Here is a 16,160-nt window from a genome sequence, read left to right as displayed (position 1 = left end):
TATTGATGAAAGTGGGTTTGCACAGGATGCGCCGCGCACGCACGGTTATGCACCCGCTGGCCAGAGATGTCATGGCACGCATGACTGGCATGCGCCAGGTCGTATCAACGCAATGGGAGCGTTGATCGGAAAGCTATTGATAACCGTCAGCCTGTTTGCAGTCAATATCAGCGCCGATGTATTTCATGGATGGGCGATGCAGGACCTGTTGCCTAAATTGCCGTCACATGCGGTCGTTGTGATGGACAATGCTACCTTCCATAAGAGGCAGGATACGCAAGAGGCCATACAAAACGCTGGGCACACCCTTGAATACTTACCCGCTTATTCTCCTGATCTTAATCCCATCGAACATAAATGGGCACAGGCCAAAGCACTGCGTAAACAACAAAACCAGACCGTTGAGATGCTTTTCAAATCCTATACATTCTGAATCATTCTTAACTGGTTAGGCTATAACGATGATGGCGAAGATGAATGATGAGGTATTCACGATAGCCTAATTGTAATGGCGTAAGTAACAGTGGTAGCAAGCGCGTTATGGACCGACTTCACAAGCGCTACGAAGATGTAACAGCTCATGGGTAGAAAGCATCCAGCGCACTACGAACACAGCTATACTTAGCACCAGACTCCATAAGGGCAGCAGGCCGGCAAGCACCACTACCGTATGCAGATAGATGGCGGCAAGCCATAATAGACTCTGTGTTTTGTAACGTACCGCATCCGCCGCAGTGGCACGAAAAGCAACGGGAACAGCCCTGTAATCGGTCATCATGTTTTTTGCTACCGTGACACGTTTAATTGGGGTAAGACAAGGTAATCAACAACGCCTCCGGTCACTCCGCTTCCTAAATACCCATTTCGATAGTCTCTCACCATTGTCTATCACGATGGTTAAAGCAAGGATTGTATTTTATCGTGGATCTTTGCAGCCGAGCGTGCATAAGCGCTATTCTTCAAGTGAAGCTCGTTTGCCCAGTCACTTTCAGGACTGAGCATTGGGCGCAGATCGATATGGTGGAAGTTGGCGTGAACGTGCGCCATCTCTTGCAGCATCTCATTGTATCTGTCAATAAGCTCAAACACGAGACTTTGCTGTTCAGTAGCATCGAAGATTCCTTTTTTTGCAAGCGCCGGCCGCAGCCACGGTCCTGCAAAGGTGAAAAACAGGAAATCCACGCTTTCTCCCGTTGGAATCGTGCGACCATAACCATGGGCTACTATCTGCGTAGCCGGCGATACTGCTGCAACCCGCTTGATAAGCTCTGTGAAGTATTGACGAAATACGATATTGATCATATTGTCGACGAAATCCTCCCGTAAAGCGGGCAAACCACTATTCTTGTGACTCAGATACGACTCGAACTCGTCACCGGCCACATCGTTTCCACCTCCCGAGAACAGAAACACTTTCGGTTGCACCTCCTTTATCCGGCGCAGTACAGTCTCAATCTGTGGAGCAACTCGTTGGAAGCGTTTGTTAATCCCGGTGCCGAAAATCATGTTTTCCAAGGTATCGCCTGGCTTAGCATAATTCTCGATATCGTAGCTATAATGGTTTTTAAGACAGTCGATGAGATCGGTGCCCGGCAGGTAATCGAACCACGAGTCTCCCTCAGCGATAATCCTGCCAGGCTTCTTGGCGGCTGTTTCTAACAGGAAATCTATTGCTCTTTCTCTTGGCTGGATCTCTTTCAACTTTGCTGCTTCTTTGAATTTGGCGACCTGCTCACTTGTCCAGCTATCCATCTGCTCGAAGTTCTCATTTAACATAGCAACCCCCTTTCTGATAGTTCCAGTTCATGGTACTCCTCATGCACTGCACACTGATTGCAAAGAATATTGCAAAGAAAATTTAACGCTATATTATTCTTTTCATGCATAAATTCAATAAAAATAGGCAGCGTTCCCTTTTCCATTCGATGACCTCTGTACTAACCTTAAAATTTCGCTATGGCAGAGAAAATTTCAGATGACAGCTTCACCTGCTTTTTCTGGTAAAAAGTGAATTTTTCCCCTTTTCTTTTTTAAGGGAGTTTTTCCCTGAGGTATCTCCACGAATTTAACCTCCCTCCAATGAAGCGAAGTAGCATCCTGGCAGACTTGCGCCTGCTGCAATATTGAAGACAATAATATCGAGCAGAGTAACACGATATAGCAAGCTGGAGAGAGATTACGAAAGCATAATGCCGTGCCTTATATATATCTGTGATTATTTCTGTGAAATGTCAACGACCCTACGTGTTTGCACGTATTGAATTAATCACCATATTAGATAATCTATTGAAGCAGCGGAATTATAAATAATAAAAATTAAATCCTTCAAAAGGATAAAAATAATTAACTTAATAATTGGAGGTCATAGAAATGAATAAATCAAATAAATTAACCCTGTTAATCAGCGCTTCTTTATTAATTTTAACTTCTGTTAGTTGTTCTGCTAGCGACAGAGCGGAGAGAGAAGCTGATCGATTAGAAGACAGAGCAGATCAAATCCGCAAGGAAGACAAAGAAATGAGTAAAGCAACTGAAAAAGCTGGTGAAGCAAGAGCTGATAGAAAGGAAGAGCAAGCAAAGCAAATAAGAAAATCAGCAGAAGATACGGCTGATAAATTGGAAGATGAGGCAGATACAGTCAGAGATGCGACTGATAAATAATATTATGTTGTATTTATTTGTTTTGGTCTTAGGAAGTTAAGCACTTATTAAAGTAAGCTAACTTCCTAAGAGGCAAGCTAAAAATAAATACTCTTTCCGTTCTCGAATTAGAGAAGCCAAATTCAGGCAATTTATTCGGTGCTTTTCTTTGGATTTCACTGCTACCCGTACTGCACAATTGACGAATATTTCGGTGAAATCGGTTAACAATATTTTCCTTAAAATATGGCAGTGAATAGCCCAGTGTTGTGAGCTTGAACACCGCTTTAAGGCTCTGTAGCAGCCGATGCACCTTATCCTGCTGGCGCCCAGATCGTAAGATAACATCTCAAAAATACTGCGCGGCTTGTAGCATTTGTACCTGGACGCGGCATTGTGCTAGAAATTTTTTGCCTTACCGGAAAGCAAGATTATTTCCAAAATAGACAAGCGGAATAGCCGACTTGGCATGACACTGTGGAATCTCCTGGTAAAAGGACGATACCCACACTCATGCTTGCAGTTCGATAAAAGCTTGCATTTATCTGCCAACTAGGCTGAATCAGCCAGACAGCTCGACCAAGTTATGCTCCCTAATAAAAAGGAAGGCAATCCAAAGATCGTAAAGCGGCAGAACAAACCGAAGCATTCGTTAAAGTCGGCGCGCCCCTCAGCGGCAAAATCAGGCATCCAGCGCGGGAGGTGCATGGTCTGAACAAATATCCGGATCCTGGCACCGCTGGCTGTAAACATTATGTTGCATTAGCCATTTTCAGCATTAATATCCACCAGATCGGTAGCATGTTATGACAGCAACATATCAAACGCGAGCGCGAAGCAATAAAGTGTCATTCAATAAGGCAACAGCAAGCAACTTAAGCCTCCGAGCTAACGCAAAAAAGCCCTGATTGCCAGCCCAAGCGGTGAGTACTGGGTAAAAATCGTATTTTTTATACTCTTCCTCTCAAAACATGCAATCAGGGCTTTTTTGAATACATAGTTTCATTATATTTCCTGGGATTACTCAAAAGCCAGATCTACCACGGCCCAAAATAGGGTTCTCGGGCTGGCACTACTTATGACGCGGTTCGTTTTTTGTCATCCATTTTGTACTCCTAAGTTTTAATGAGTTCGAGATTTACGGGAGCAAGAGGAGTTGAAGCAGGACCATGTAATACTTCACCATTCGTATCAAAGCGTGACCCATGGCAAGGGCAATCCCATGAACGTTCCGCGGAATTGAAGTGAACAACGCATCCTAAATGGGTACACTTAGCCGACACGGCATGCAATTCCCCTTGGTCATCCCTATAAACAGCCCATTTGTGGAGACCATCTCGAACAATTGCACCTTGCCCTGCCAAGATCTCTTGGACAGAGGCTACCTCGCTTCCTTTTAGCCAGTCGACATACTGAACCTGTGTATTAGCTTGTTCAGTAACAAAATCAGAAATTCCATGAATGGCTTTCCGTGCTGGATTGTAGAGGGAAATCCATGGGTTATCCCTCCCCATAATCAAATCAGTGATAATCATTCCACCGAGCGTGCCGTGTGTCATCCCATTACCTGAATCACCCGTGATCACATATACATTCTTGTCATCTATCGGATTGTGTCCGAGAAACGCTAAGCCATCCGCAGGTTCCATGATTTCGCCTGACCATCGATATTCAACCGATTGAGCCATTGGAAAGCGTTCACGGACCCACTCTTCAATTTCATCATAACGATGCTCAGGATGATCATCTTGTCCTACCTTATGATCCCTCCCACCAACAACAAGTATTTCAGAGTCGCTTTCGGAATCTGGCGTTTCCAGGCGCACATAGTAATAGGGATCGCCAGTATCCCACATTAGAATGCGTGGCACGCTTTTCTTAGGAACACGTACGCCGATAACGTATGTTCTGTATGCGGCTTGTTTGGTGTGTATGACTAATTTATTATTGAAGGGAGTATTCGTGGCGACGACTACAGATTTGGCTTTAATTTTTCCGCCATCCGTACTCACTGTCTGCATTAATTTGTCGCCTTCGATCTTTAGTGCACGAGTACCACAATGGACGATACCGGCATTACGCACAAAAGCCTTTGCTAATCCGTTTAAATATCTAAGTGGATGGAACTGGGCTTGGTTAGAATATTGTATGCAAGGGCCGGTAGTGAAACTTATACCAGGAACTTGCTCCAGTTTCTGGACAGCGACGCCCGCTCTGTGTGCGGCATTGAATTCCTTTTCGATATTTTTAAAGTCTTTCTCAGAGCAGGCATATAAATATCCATCCAAGCGCTCGAATGAACAATCAATTTGTTCTTTTTTAATAATAGATTCAACTAAATCGAGTGCTTTAGAAAAACTATTGGCGACTAAGGTGGCGTGCTCGGCCCCAAAATGGTCTTCAATGTTGTGATACCATTCGTCTGGAGGAAAAAAATGTGCTGTGGTACGCCCGGTTTCACCACTACCAATGCAATGGGCATCTATTAATACTACTTTTTGATTTTGTTCGGTTAGAAGATACGCTGTGGTAAGACCAGCAATACCGGCACCTATTACGCATACGTCAGTTTCAACATCACCCTCAAGAGGTGGAAAAGCAGGAAGAGTTGTTGTGGCTTGCCAGATAGAGACGGAAGAGTTATTTCTAGTATTATGCATGTCTTCTCCTTTATAAGTAGCCAGAAACCTTGGTGGCACAATGTAATAAATAAATGGCTGCGCTAGCACTAATTTAGCTCATAATAGCCATGGAGTCTGTGTGATGCAGCACATATTCAAGAAATCGCTGAAATCCAGCTTGAAAAATTTCTTGCTGCTACTGGTGCGGAATTTTTTATGTAGTAAAAGTATAAGATGATTTATTGAAAATAACTACTTAACTAGAGTTTAGGTTTTGTTGACATTTCGTAATAATCCACGAGAATCTCGATTCACTTTTTGTGAGAATGAATAGCGCAGGAGGCCATTTTCTGTATTAATGGCACTGCTGTCTACTGATCTGTAGCTCATAGCCTCGCAATGACCCATTGTCCCATCAATCTCTCTGCTGGCATTCAAGTTATTGCTGGCGTTTACCATATCAAGAACATTAATGCATGCGAGAGTCGACTCAAACAGTGGATGTAAAGATTTTATGGGGTCGCGACCATATATTTGGAAAGTATCCAGGCTGGCGTAATGATTGGAACGTTGGGGCGAGCACAACTCGCCAATCGTTGAACTCCAGGCCGATCTCGGGCGAGAAAATCAGCTTTCAACTATTAATACAAACATAGTCTTTTGCCAGATTGTACGCTAATCAAGTAACAGGAGTCTTCTTGTTCGTTTGTATATTTAATCATATATAGGCTTTCTCAGGCTCTTAATATAAATGAGAAGAGGACTTTTATTTTTGCAAAATTTTAATTATTTATTCCATTTCTAAATCAAAACTGACTTTGTCAACTTCACCTTGCCGTATTATTTATACTGTCTGCGGCTCGCCTTCGCGTCATTTTTGATTTGGAAAGTGAATTAGGTGCATTTCAGCTGCTATTCCAACGACTATAACTTTCCCAAAGTGCGTTGATATAACTAGGACTCTGTGATGACCAAAATACTTGAGCGACAAACATTCTTGATTGCACTAACGTTTGTTACGGGCCTTTTTTTATTTCTGCTTAAACCGTTTTTTGCACCCATTTTATGGGCTTGCATTATCGCAATCCTGTTTCATCCAGTGCAACTTTGGTTGAAAAAGAAATTGGGTGAGCTGCCTAATCTGACTGCATTAATTACACTGATGGCTTGTATATTTTTAGTTGTTATCCCTGTTTTGTTGTTGTTGACATCTTTTTTTCAGCAGGGCAGTGCGCTTTACCAACGTATTGAAAATGGTGAAATTCAGCTAGCGCAATATTTCGATCAGATTCGACAAGCGTTTCCCGTAATACAGCAATTTCTTGAACGGATGGATATAGATATCGCTTCATTGCAAGAAAATGTGACCGCAGCAGTTGTGGGGATTGGTGGTTTTCTGACGCAGAATGCCGTAGCGTTAGGTATGGGTACTTTTAACTTTTTTACTAAGCTTGCATTAATGTTATACATTGCGTTCTTTCTATTGCGCGATGGTCGGCAGTTGATTGAAAAACTCATTCGTGTCATACCAATGGGTGACGAACGCGAGCGGTTGCTTTTCCAAAATATTGCTGGGGTTGCCAGAGCTACAGTTAAAGGAAATTTACTGGTTGCTATAGTTCAAGGGATGTTGGGTGGACTTATTTTCTGGATTTTAGGAATTCCGTCTCCGTTGTTATGGGGTGTGATTATGATGATTTTTTCGATGATTCCGGTTATCGGTGCGGGTCTGGTATGGGCGCCCACTGCTATGTATTTGTATACGATTACACAGTGGTTCGAGGCTACGGTGTTAATTGCCTATGGTGTTTTTATTATTGGGCTGACAGATAACGTTTTGCGGCCGATTTTGGTTGGTCGAGATACCAGATTACCTGATTGGATGGTTTTATTGTCGACACTGGGCGGGCTTACGCTAATGGGGATCAATGGATTCGTCGTCGGTCCACTTATTGCTGTTTTGTTCGTCGCATTTTGGCAAATTTTCAGTGAGGATTTTAATGCCGATAAATATGCCAATCAAGGTAGTTCGGAAATTGAAACAAACACAGATGATTTAATAAAAAGCAAATCTGAAAAATAATTATAATGAGTAGGAGGTTACTGTATATTTTTTACAGCTTGTAAATTAAGCCTTCTCGCAGAATCTGTGGGTAGTGACCGATAAAAAAATTAGAGTATTCCCTTTTTTGAGTGGGTAAAATAATTTTTCCTGGAATTATAAATCGATATCCGGGGTAAGCCGCGAATAAAGAAAAAAATAGAGATCCGAAAGCTAGAATATAAATTCTTTATTCTAGACCTGTTCCTTAAGTACAAAGCCACCTTCAGAGCGATCTGCATGCAGTATGCCCCTGCTTGCTGGACATTACCAAAGAAGCTGATAATCTTTGGTTCTTACGCTTCATTAGCAACATAGACGAATTAACTAAGCAGCCACGTCTGCGCTTATCTATCTTGCTGAAGATTCCTGGCGTGGGCCGCAAGTACGCTGATAATATTATCACATGGCAATCCCATGCCTCATTTAGCTATGAAGTGGAATGGGTCGGCAAAATGATCATTGAAGATGCCCGGCGCATCCTGGCGCTCAAAAACGATATTAAGCCATTGAAGTTGCATTGCAGAACATTATTAAAACAAGCCTACCTAAGCCGCGCAGTTGATTGATAGCATTTTAGCGTTTGGTAATCTGTACCGCGGAATTGGCGGGTGAGATTGCCAGCATTGACAGTTTGCCAGCGAATGTAGTCGAAGGCTTTATATGGGGATGGCTAACCCTGTGGTAACAGCTCAGGGAAGTTTCGAGGCTCAAAAGTACCAAAATATGTCAACAAACGCGCCCAAAGCATTATAATGGCCGCAGTCGTCAAGCATCGAAAATGCGTACTTGAACCACAGTATTACTATGAGAAAAACGAGCTGAGGGGAAAATGCATAATCAAGCATTTCGAGTATTTGGCCGACAATTTTGCCGCATTATATGCAGAATGCTGAAACAAACCCGTGTGAGATGCGTATAAAAATCACAAAAATACTTGAAAATTCTAGCGGGATGTTCGGGTCTAGAATAAAGAGCTTATATTCTAGCTTTCACATCTCTATTTTTTCTTTATTCGCGACCTGGCCCCATACCTTGACCCCAATATCGTTCATAACTCCGCTATAAATTTCTTGGTTATTGCCAGCCAACTAATCGCGCCTCCCAGCAATCATGCCGGTATTCGCTTCCCTTCGTTCGCTAAAAAAATACGCAAAACAGATCCTGCGCGTTAAAGCACAGAACCTGTTTGGTAATCTCCTCTCATTACTTTGCCTATATAACTTTCCACGCAATTAATCGAGCGCTATATTCGGCCCATCAGCATCAGAATGACCAAGATCAGCAACGCTATCCCGAGAATGCCGCTGGGGGCGTAACCCCACCCACGGCTGTAGGGCCACGTTGGAATCACACCAAGCAGGATCAGAATCAGAATGATCAGTAGTATTGTTCCTAATGTCATTTTATTTCTCCTTCCAAACGGTTAGTCATAACAACGCAATTTCCGGGAGAATTCTTGCAATGCTCTGATGCCGCTCTCCTCGGCGTGCTGACACCAGTTTTCCAATTGCTTTACAAGCTGTTCCTTGGATGCAGTAGAGCGGCTCCACAGAACGGTCAGTTCCTGCCGCATCGAGGAGATGGTCCTTTAGCACCTCGATGTAATGGCGCGCCTGCTGCAGGGCTGCCCGCTCTTTCTCCGGCAGCTCACCCGCATCCCTTTGCAACCAATGCTTAACCGCTTCCAGAGCAGTGGCCTCTTGCAGGCCTGTGGGATTTCTGGCGTGCAAATTGCTAATTTCAGCTATTGCGGTCTGCTTCAGGTATTTTGCGTACCTGGCCAGCACGTCGTAGCGATGAGTGATGATGGCTTGCAGCATCTCTATATCGCAGCAGCGAGTCTGGTGAGGTTAAAACGAACCTTGGGTGCCACTTTATGCACCGTGGCCAAGCCCATTATCTCCAGCGCGCAAATGTACACCCAGCCAATGTCGAATTCCCACCACTTGCTAGACAGCTTGGCAGAAGCCACATAGGCATGGTGATTGTTGTGCAACTCCTCACCTCCAATCAGAATGCCCCACGGCACAAGGTTGGTAGAGGTGTCATTCGATGCGAAATTACGATAACCCCAGTAGTGGCCGACGCCGTTGATCACACCGGCGGCGAAGAACGGGATCCATACCATCTGTACGCCCCACATGATGAGACCTATCGAACCAAAAAAGACGAGATCAATCGCCAGCATGATGCCAATACCGAGTACGGTATGCTTTGAATACAGACTGCGCTCAAACCAGTCATCTGAAGTGCCGTGACCATATTTCTCTAGCGTTGCGGTGTTCCTGGCTTCTATACGATAGAGTTTGGCACCCTTGAACAGGATTGTTCCGATGCCATAGATCTGCGGGCTATGTGGATCTTCAAAAATGTCACACTTAGCGTGGTGCTTGCGGTGAATGGCCACCCATTCCTTGGCGACCATTCCGGTAGTGAGCCACAACCAGAAGCGGAAGCAGTGATTGGCTATAGGATGCAGCTCCAGCGTTCGGTGTGCGTGGTACCGGTGTAGAAAAATTGTCACCGAGGCGATGGTCATATGAGTCAAACCCAACGTAACCAGTGCATAACCCCACCAAGGAAGCTCAAACAAACCAAGCTGCATAAATAGATCCTACGTTAAAATAAAGTTTATACCCATCATTATCCTGCCCGCTTCATCTCTTGTTTGGTTTTCTCTCTCTTCTATAACTGTTGTCCGCGTTAACCAAACCAAACAACTCTGCACCGGATTTTCAATACAAAGCATCTATCTTAAATAGCACGTAATGCTTAAATAGCACGTAATGCTTAAATAGCACGTAATGCTTTCAACCCAAGCTCTACTTTCGTACGATAAAAAAGTACACCTAATCCCCTGTTGTTTCTGTGCGCTAGCGCACACATTTCATTTTATGTACTCTGAAGGTAGTGAATTAGCTTATTGATCTGGCACGAAGAAGATTGGTTTCTTGATGCCAATCTTATTGATCAGGCCCGCGAAGAAATAGAATTTCTTGTGTTTTTCAGATCTGAAATCTGATATGCAGGGAAAAGGGCAGCACAAGAAAGTACAGCAGAGTGACCCACGAGCCAAAGCTCATTTCCAGGGTCGCTTCGTCGAATGGGTTGTCTAACCCCATTCCTAAATCAAAACTGACTTTGTCGACTTCACCTTGCCGTATTATTTATACTGACTGCGGCTCGCCTTCGCGTCATGTTTGATTTAGAAATGGACTAATGGCACATAAGAACGACTTCAACACTTGTTGCGTTCTCGCTTGCGAGAGAAATGTGGAGGACACAAACAGCCGGCGGTAGGCTGCCTGGACCGCCAAATCGCCAGATGTACCGCAGCTCCTGAGCACTGTTGTTATGATGCAGGCAAGAAGATCAATGGCCATAAACGTCACATTCCGGCAGCATACTGGGATTACTGTTGGCAGTGGTAGAGACTGTTGCCAGTATGCAGGATCGTGACGGTGCTTGTCTGCTGTTGCGTCATTTGCCGGGAAGATGCAAAAAATTGAAGAGGATTGGGGAGAATAGCGGCTATGAGGGGTCGTTTAGTAGACTGGGCCTCAGAATGGTTTAATTCTGTCTGGAGGTGGTGTTGGCCCCAGAAAAACCAGGAAATTTGGGCTACTGCCTCGTCGCTGAATGGCCGAGCGCACTTTTGGATGGCTGAATCATTCACGCAGGCTTAGTAAAAACTATGAGCGCATTACTCGGACGGATGAAACCTTGATTTACATCGCCATGACCCGCAATGTTTAGGCGCTTGACATAAAACAGGAATTTCCAAACAGTTTCTTATACCGCTTCTATCTATTTGGCGGCTATCCGCTTTTGTCTGCTGGTGATCGCTAAACAAACCAAAGGAGCCGACATATTGCCCAGATGCGACAGAGAGTTTATAACAATAGTATCGATATAAGCTTTGTTGGTAATTAGGACGGCTATTTCATGCGATCATCACCGGCGCTCTAAATGAACTCTGAAACTTTAGTTATTTGATAAAACTAATCCAAATCGCAGTCGGTGCGGTAACGAACAAATGTGTAATCAAAGAGGATAGAAACGGCAACATGCCGATTTGTTCTACTACAGTCAGGGTTACATCACAGAGCCCGGTCGCAATGGGAACTAACTGATTGATACCTGGCAATTACACCCCTGCTTCTACTCGTAGGCACTTTCATTGTGTGCTAGCGTACATACCCGATGCCCGATTCCTGTAATACTTTTAAATATAAACTTCAGTAAATACTTACTAGGGAGATTAAGCATACCTTCCGGCCCTGTTTGGGTTAACTATCGAAGGGAATGGGTTTTTACCAGCCTTAGTCCAAACGGAACTGAAAAATTACCATTTTTAGGCCCATCCAGCTAATGCCTCGAATTCCTGTCCCGCGTTTACATGAGACCATTATGCAACCACTCGCCCACCACTCAATTTTAACAATGCTTGCAGTACTTTTATCAGGTCTGATATTTGTGACCGCTTGCAGTTTCCCGGAAGAAAGTCGGCTTTCGAACACAGGGCACTCAGGCAGCCAGCCGACACCGGCCAGCCACATCGAATATGACATTGAGCTCGGCGAATCGCCCTGGCCAGGGGAAGAAGCCGCAACGCTGGCTATCACGGAAAGCATCGAACAAACGATCAAATCGCGCTATATGGATAACCTTCTCGCGCTCCGCCACGTTCACACCAAAGCGCACGGTTGCGTGCTGGCGGACTTCCAGGTTAACAAAACGCTTCGGGACGAACACCAGCACGGTATCTTCCAGCCTAGTGCGCGCTATAAGGCTTGGATACGCTTTTCAAACGGTGGCAGCGATCCAACGGCCGAAGACAAGGAAGGCGACGGGCGGGGCATGGCGATCAAACTCATGGGCGTTCCCGGGGTAAAACTCCTGACCGACGAGAACTATACTCAGGATTTTATGATGATCAATCATCCCGTGTTCTTCATCAACGATCCACAGAAATATTTGAGCCTCATTCAAGCGCGCAGCAGTTCAAGTCTGCTAACCCGGTTATCCGCACCACTTTCGCTCGGGATCGAAGGCTCGATCATCGCGGCAAAGATCAGTGGCAAGAAAATCGGCAATCCGCTCTACTCGCGCTACTGGTCGATGGTACCTTATCAGTTAGGCTCTGGTGTGAACCGTCGTGCAATGAAATACTCCGCAAAACCTTGCATTCAAATGGACAACACTCTCCCGTCAGCCAGGCCTCAGGATCCCAATTACCTGCGCACAGCGATGCAGCAACACCTCAGCACTCATGACGCTTGCTTCGAATTCCTGATCCAGACGCGTGATACCAGCACACCCACAGGCGCAGCACTCAGCGTCGAGATGTCCACGAGTGAGTGGGAGGAGAGCGTCGCACCATTTTTTAAAATTGCCACTATCACGATCCCCAAACAAGACTTCGACAAGCCAGCACAACACAAATTCTGTGAAAACCTTTCGTACACGCCTTGGCACTCGGTATCCGAACACCGACCGCTCGGCGGGGTCAATCGGATCCGCAAAGTTGTTTACTCGTCCATTGCCAACCTTAGGCGCAGCATGAACGCCATCACGCCGGCCGAGCCGACTGGCAATGAGTTTTTTAAACCAGATTTACCCAGAGATACAGAAGAAGCAATAATCAAACGCAGTGACGAACGCGATTACCGATAAAGTCACATCGAAACTGATTTTTAACAAGGCATACGATACCGGAGCTTGCTGATCTCTGCTCGCAGCAGCGCTTGGACGATTTGGTCAGCCCGTCCTGAGAAATCGTTCGCACATGAGCACATGGCTAAAAATCGGAAATCGATAATTATTTTTGAAAGTGAATCAGCTCTGCTTTAGAAAAAAAATATTATATTGAGTATTATGTTAGCTAGCGCACAGAAGCGTAGTCATGCCAACATTACAATAAAGTTAACCACACGTAAATTAATGATGCGGCCTGTAGCACGCGAACCGACCCTGGTACTTTTTATGGATGCTTAACTTATTATTGAGGAATTCATCATGAACAAGGATTGGGTGAATGGCCAAACAAAAGACATTGTCGGCAAAAATTAGTGTTGTGGCGCACGATGGAAAAGTTCAACTCAGCAGGTCTGTTGAAAACCAAACTCAGATTGACAGGACAATTGAGGTCGCACAGAAAATCAAGGATGTAAAAAACAAACGTCCTTGGTGAAATGAGCATCAAGCAGTAGAAACTCAATTCAAACTTAAAAAGGAGCTGCAAAATGAACTGGAATCAAATAGAAGGTAACTGGAAACAATTCAAAGGTAAAATCAAGGAACAATGGGGCAAAATCACTGATGATCATCTTGACACGATTGCCGGGAAGCGCGATCAGTTGGTTGGCAGTATTCAGGAATCATATGGAATCAGTAAGGAAGAAGCGGAAAAGCAAGTTGGCGAATGGGAAAGAAACCTAAAAGATTAAGGAGTGCCCTTCTCTTGTGTAAAGCAGAGCAGTATGCTGCGAAAGCGACATACTGTGCAACCAATTTTTATTGTTAGTCAAGCGAAGTCCGCGTGTCAAGGAAGTCATAAACAAATTCTGTCTTACCTGTCGATAGCAGCTGGCTTTGCTTCTGCAATAACATTATCCGCCAGACTTTCTGATGGTTGGTAATGTAACGCGAGTTCGACATAAGAATCATCATACTACGGCTGGAAGAACCTGAGAAAACTTAATACTAAGTAAGGGATGGTTTCTTCTCCCGAAAAGTGTAAGCCACTCGCCCAGCTATTAGATTAAAGAAATTAAATGGGCTGCGATGGCGGGAGTGCTCAATTTGTGAGATGTTCAGGTCTAGAATAAAGAGCTTATATTCTAGCTTTCATATCGCTATTTTTTCTTTATTCGCCGCCTGACCCTGATACCGTAACGTTTGAGTTTAAAGGCCGCCAACGCTCAAAGGGCGGAGGGCACCTGCAAGCACAGCTTGCCTGCGGGCTTTGGAACCAAATGTTAGGAGTCTGAATGACTCTCTCGACCAAAAGTCTTTTACAAACATCGTAGCAGTCATCAACGTATGAATTACTAACAATTTTATTGCTCCAAAACCAATAGCAGCATTTGCTGCCCAGCCAATAAAAGGAACAAATTTGAAGATTTGTTTGGTAACGGCACGACCCGTCACTTTTTTTAAACTTTGAGTAATAAGCGTTTTGGGGGTTCCTCAGGGTTAGGTCGCGAATAAAGAAAAAATAGCGATATGAAAGCTAGAATACAAATTCTTTATTCTAGACCTGTACCCCTAAGTAATAAGTAGAAGTAGGGAAGGTGCTATAGCAAAACCAGCTAAAAACGATTCAAAGAGTATGCTCATTGTCTCACCCAGCACAAATGGGCATACGCCAAAGTACTGCGTAAACAACACAACCAAACCGTTGAGATGCTCTTCAAATTCTATATATTCTGAATCATTCTTAACTGGTTACGATATAACATAGCATTTTTATCTTTTTTTTTAAGCGCATCATGTACTTTTTTTAATATACTTCTCGTGAATCAAAAATTGGTTTAAGTTAATGCGGCATAGTTGCGAATATATTAGAATTTTAATATGTCATCCCATTACACACTCACTGCACAAGAAATTGCCAATTTAGAGGGAGCGCACCGTCAAACCAAAGACAAGCGTTATGCTGACCGACTAAAAGCGGTCTACCTATCAGGGAAAGGCTGGTCGGTTACTCAAGTGGCTGAAGCGCTCATGATGGATCGGGAAACCGTACGTAATCATTATAAGCGTTATCGCAAGGGGGGCTTGCCTGCGCTACAGAAGTTTGAGGCTGGCAGTAGCGAGTCTTTTCTGAATGAGCTGCAGAAACAAGCATTAGATCAGCATTTACATCAAAATCTGTATTTGACTGCCAAAGAAATCGCGTATTATGTTGAACAAACCTGGGGTGTCTCCTACAGCGAAAGCGGCATAACCCAACTTTTATACCGCATGGGCTATGTCTATAAAAAGCCAAAGCTGGTGCCGGGTAAGGCTGATGCCGAGAAACAACGTACCTTTGTGCAATGCTATGAAGCACTCAAGGCAAATAAAGCGCCCTAAGATCCAATGTATTTCATGGATGCCACTCATCCCCATCATAATCGGTAGCCAGTTACGGATGGATCAAACGCAGCCAGGATCGCGACATTCGCACTCATACTGGCCGGCAACGCTTGAATATCAATGGCGCGATCAATACGATCAGTCTGCAGGCCATTGTGCGCAATGATGACACTCTCAATGCGCAATCGACTATCCAACTGTTTCAGCAAATCGAGGCACACCATCGAGCAGCAGCCTATATTCACCTTATTTGTGACCATGCGCGTTATTATCGATCCCAACTGATCCGTGACTATCTCAACGACTCAAAAATAAAACTTGTATTTTTGCCGCCGTCCGCACCCCATCTTAACTTGATTGAACGTTATTGGAAATTCTTTAAGAAGAAAATCCTGTATGGACGCTACTATAGCACAACCAGATAATTTTGATTATAATTTAGAGATGGCCTATTCACTGGATTTCCGCCGTAAAGTCCTGTCTGTCAGAGAGAAAAAAGGACTTACGATAGCCGAGGTTGCGGCCCGGTTTGATGTTGGCGTGGCGAGCGTGACGCGTTGGGTTAAGAACATCCATCGTAAACCTCAAGGGTTTCGCCAACGCAAGATTGATCTTGAGGTGTTGCGGCAGGATATTCGCGATTATCCTGATGCTTATCAGTACGAGCGGGCAAAACGTTTGGGTGTGGCGCAAAACGCTATTTTTCTGGCGCT

General features: G+C 44.5%; 15 protein-coding genes and 4 pseudogenes. 13 read left to right on the top strand and 6 right to left on the bottom strand.

Features of this window, described 5'->3' with window-relative positions; translation table 11 throughout:
• Nucleotides 1-433 (top strand): transposase (locus BM122_RS17335; RefSeq protein WP_305728217.1); only part of this gene is annotated, 433 nt, incomplete at its 5' end.
• Between the two features lie 105 nt (nucleotides 434-538).
• Here the strand turns inward: BM122_RS17335 and BM122_RS17330 are convergent.
• Both BM122_RS17330 and BM122_RS17325 read right to left on the bottom strand, forming a co-directional pair.
• Complete coding sequence (locus BM122_RS17330; RefSeq protein WP_074906823.1) at nucleotides 539-778, bottom strand: hypothetical protein; 240 nt, start codon at nucleotides 776-778, stop codon at nucleotides 539-541.
• A gap of 119 nt (nucleotides 779-897) precedes the next feature.
• Nucleotides 898-1,776: an SGNH/GDSL hydrolase family protein gene (locus BM122_RS17325; protein WP_074906822.1), complete on the bottom strand. Its 879-nt coding sequence runs from the start codon at nucleotides 1,774-1,776 to the stop codon at nucleotides 898-900.
• Nucleotides 1,777-2,370: 594 nt separating this feature from the next.
• On the opposite strand from BM122_RS17325, the gene BM122_RS17320 reads away from it, so the two are divergent.
• Entirely contained in the window at nucleotides 2,371-2,661 is a 291-nt protein-coding gene (locus BM122_RS17320; protein ID WP_074906821.1) for a hypothetical protein, read from the top strand.
• Nucleotides 2,662-2,767: 106 nt separating this feature from the next.
• A pseudogene (locus tag BM122_RS22675) lies at nucleotides 2,768-2,887 on the top strand (IS1595 family transposase); the annotation flags it as partial.
• Between the two features lie 868 nt (nucleotides 2,888-3,755).
• On the opposite strand, the gene BM122_RS17310 reads toward BM122_RS22675, so the two are convergent.
• Nucleotides 3,756-5,300 carry an FAD-dependent oxidoreductase gene (locus BM122_RS17310; protein WP_074906819.1) on the bottom strand — a complete coding sequence of 515 codons (1,545 nt, stop codon included), beginning with the start codon at nucleotides 5,298-5,300 and terminating at the stop codon, nucleotides 3,756-3,758.
• Between the two features lie 291 nt (nucleotides 5,301-5,591).
• Between BM122_RS17310 and BM122_RS26300 the strand changes: the two are divergent.
• From BM122_RS26300 to BM122_RS17300, 3 genes and pseudogenes are all read left to right on the top strand, one after another.
• Nucleotides 5,592-5,940, top strand: a pseudogene (locus BM122_RS26300) (IS1595 family transposase); the annotation flags it as partial.
• Nucleotides 5,941-6,228: 288 nt separating this feature from the next.
• Nucleotides 6,229-7,344 carry an AI-2E family transporter gene (locus BM122_RS17305; RefSeq protein WP_074906818.1) on the top strand — a complete coding sequence of 372 codons (1,116 nt, stop codon included), beginning with the start codon at nucleotides 6,229-6,231 and terminating at the stop codon, nucleotides 7,342-7,344.
• Nucleotides 7,345-7,619: 275 nt separating this feature from the next.
• On the top strand, nucleotides 7,620-7,931 hold the full coding sequence (locus tag BM122_RS17300; protein ID WP_074906817.1) for a hypothetical protein: 312 nt from the start codon (nucleotides 7,620-7,622) through the stop codon (nucleotides 7,929-7,931).
• 677 nt (nucleotides 7,932-8,608) lie between these two features.
• Here the strand turns inward: BM122_RS17300 and BM122_RS17295 are convergent.
• Together BM122_RS17295 and BM122_RS17290 are read right to left on the bottom strand one after the other, a co-directional pair.
• Entirely contained in the window at nucleotides 8,609-8,767 is a 159-nt protein-coding gene (locus BM122_RS17295; RefSeq protein ID WP_074906816.1) for a DUF3309 family protein, read from the bottom strand.
• 21 nt (nucleotides 8,768-8,788) lie between these two features.
• Nucleotides 8,789-9,970, bottom strand: a pseudogene (locus tag BM122_RS17290) (DesA family fatty acid desaturase).
• A 1,034-nt stretch (nucleotides 9,971-11,004) separates the two neighbouring features.
• Here BM122_RS17290 and BM122_RS26295 point away from each other — a divergent pair.
• The 4 genes from BM122_RS26295 (at nucleotide 11,005) to BM122_RS17275 (ending at nucleotide 13,814) form a co-directional block, all read left to right on the top strand.
• Complete coding sequence (locus tag BM122_RS26295) at nucleotides 11,005-11,121, top strand: transposase (RefSeq protein WP_074906815.1); 117 nt, start codon at nucleotides 11,005-11,007, stop codon at nucleotides 11,119-11,121.
• 654 nt (nucleotides 11,122-11,775) lie between these two features.
• The gene (locus BM122_RS17280) at nucleotides 11,776-13,041 is read left to right on the top strand and encodes a catalase family protein (RefSeq protein WP_083398571.1); all 1,266 of its coding nucleotides are present in this window, start codon (nucleotides 11,776-11,778) and stop codon (nucleotides 13,039-13,041) included.
• Between the two features lie 361 nt (nucleotides 13,042-13,402).
• Nucleotides 13,403-13,558, top strand: coding sequence for a hypothetical protein (locus tag BM122_RS23555; protein ID WP_177198197.1), 156 nt, complete (start codon nucleotides 13,403-13,405; stop codon nucleotides 13,556-13,558).
• A 52-nt stretch (nucleotides 13,559-13,610) separates the two neighbouring features.
• Entirely contained in the window at nucleotides 13,611-13,814 is a 204-nt protein-coding gene (locus BM122_RS17275) for a CsbD family protein (RefSeq protein ID WP_074906814.1), read from the top strand.
• A 256-nt stretch (nucleotides 13,815-14,070) separates the two neighbouring features.
• On the opposite strand, the pseudogene BM122_RS25415 reads toward BM122_RS17275, so the two are convergent.
• Nucleotides 14,071-14,181, bottom strand: a pseudogene (locus tag BM122_RS25415) (IS982 family transposase); the annotation flags it as partial.
• A 762-nt stretch (nucleotides 14,182-14,943) separates the two neighbouring features.
• Between BM122_RS25415 and BM122_RS17260 the strand changes: the two are divergent.
• From BM122_RS17260 to BM122_RS17250, 3 genes are all read left to right on the top strand, one after another.
• Nucleotides 14,944-15,444, top strand: coding sequence for a helix-turn-helix domain-containing protein (locus BM122_RS17260; RefSeq protein ID WP_074906812.1), 501 nt, complete (start codon nucleotides 14,944-14,946; stop codon nucleotides 15,442-15,444).
• A gap of 62 nt (nucleotides 15,445-15,506) precedes the next feature.
• A complete protein-coding gene (locus BM122_RS26290; RefSeq protein ID WP_083398570.1) occupies nucleotides 15,507-15,872 on the top strand; it encodes a transposase in 366 nt (121 codons plus the stop codon).
• On the top strand, nucleotides 15,844-16,160 hold a 317-nt coding region (locus BM122_RS17250), incomplete at its 3' end, for an IS630 transposase-related protein (RefSeq protein ID WP_218152143.1). The genes BM122_RS26290 and BM122_RS17250, both read left to right, overlap by 29 nt.

This window comes from Nitrosomonas communis (assembly GCF_900114745.1).
Lineage (GTDB): Bacteria > Pseudomonadota > Gammaproteobacteria > Burkholderiales > Nitrosomonadaceae > Nitrosomonas > Nitrosomonas communis_A.
Note: the sequence above shows the minus strand (reverse complement) of the source record. Positions and strands in the feature narration are given on the sequence as shown.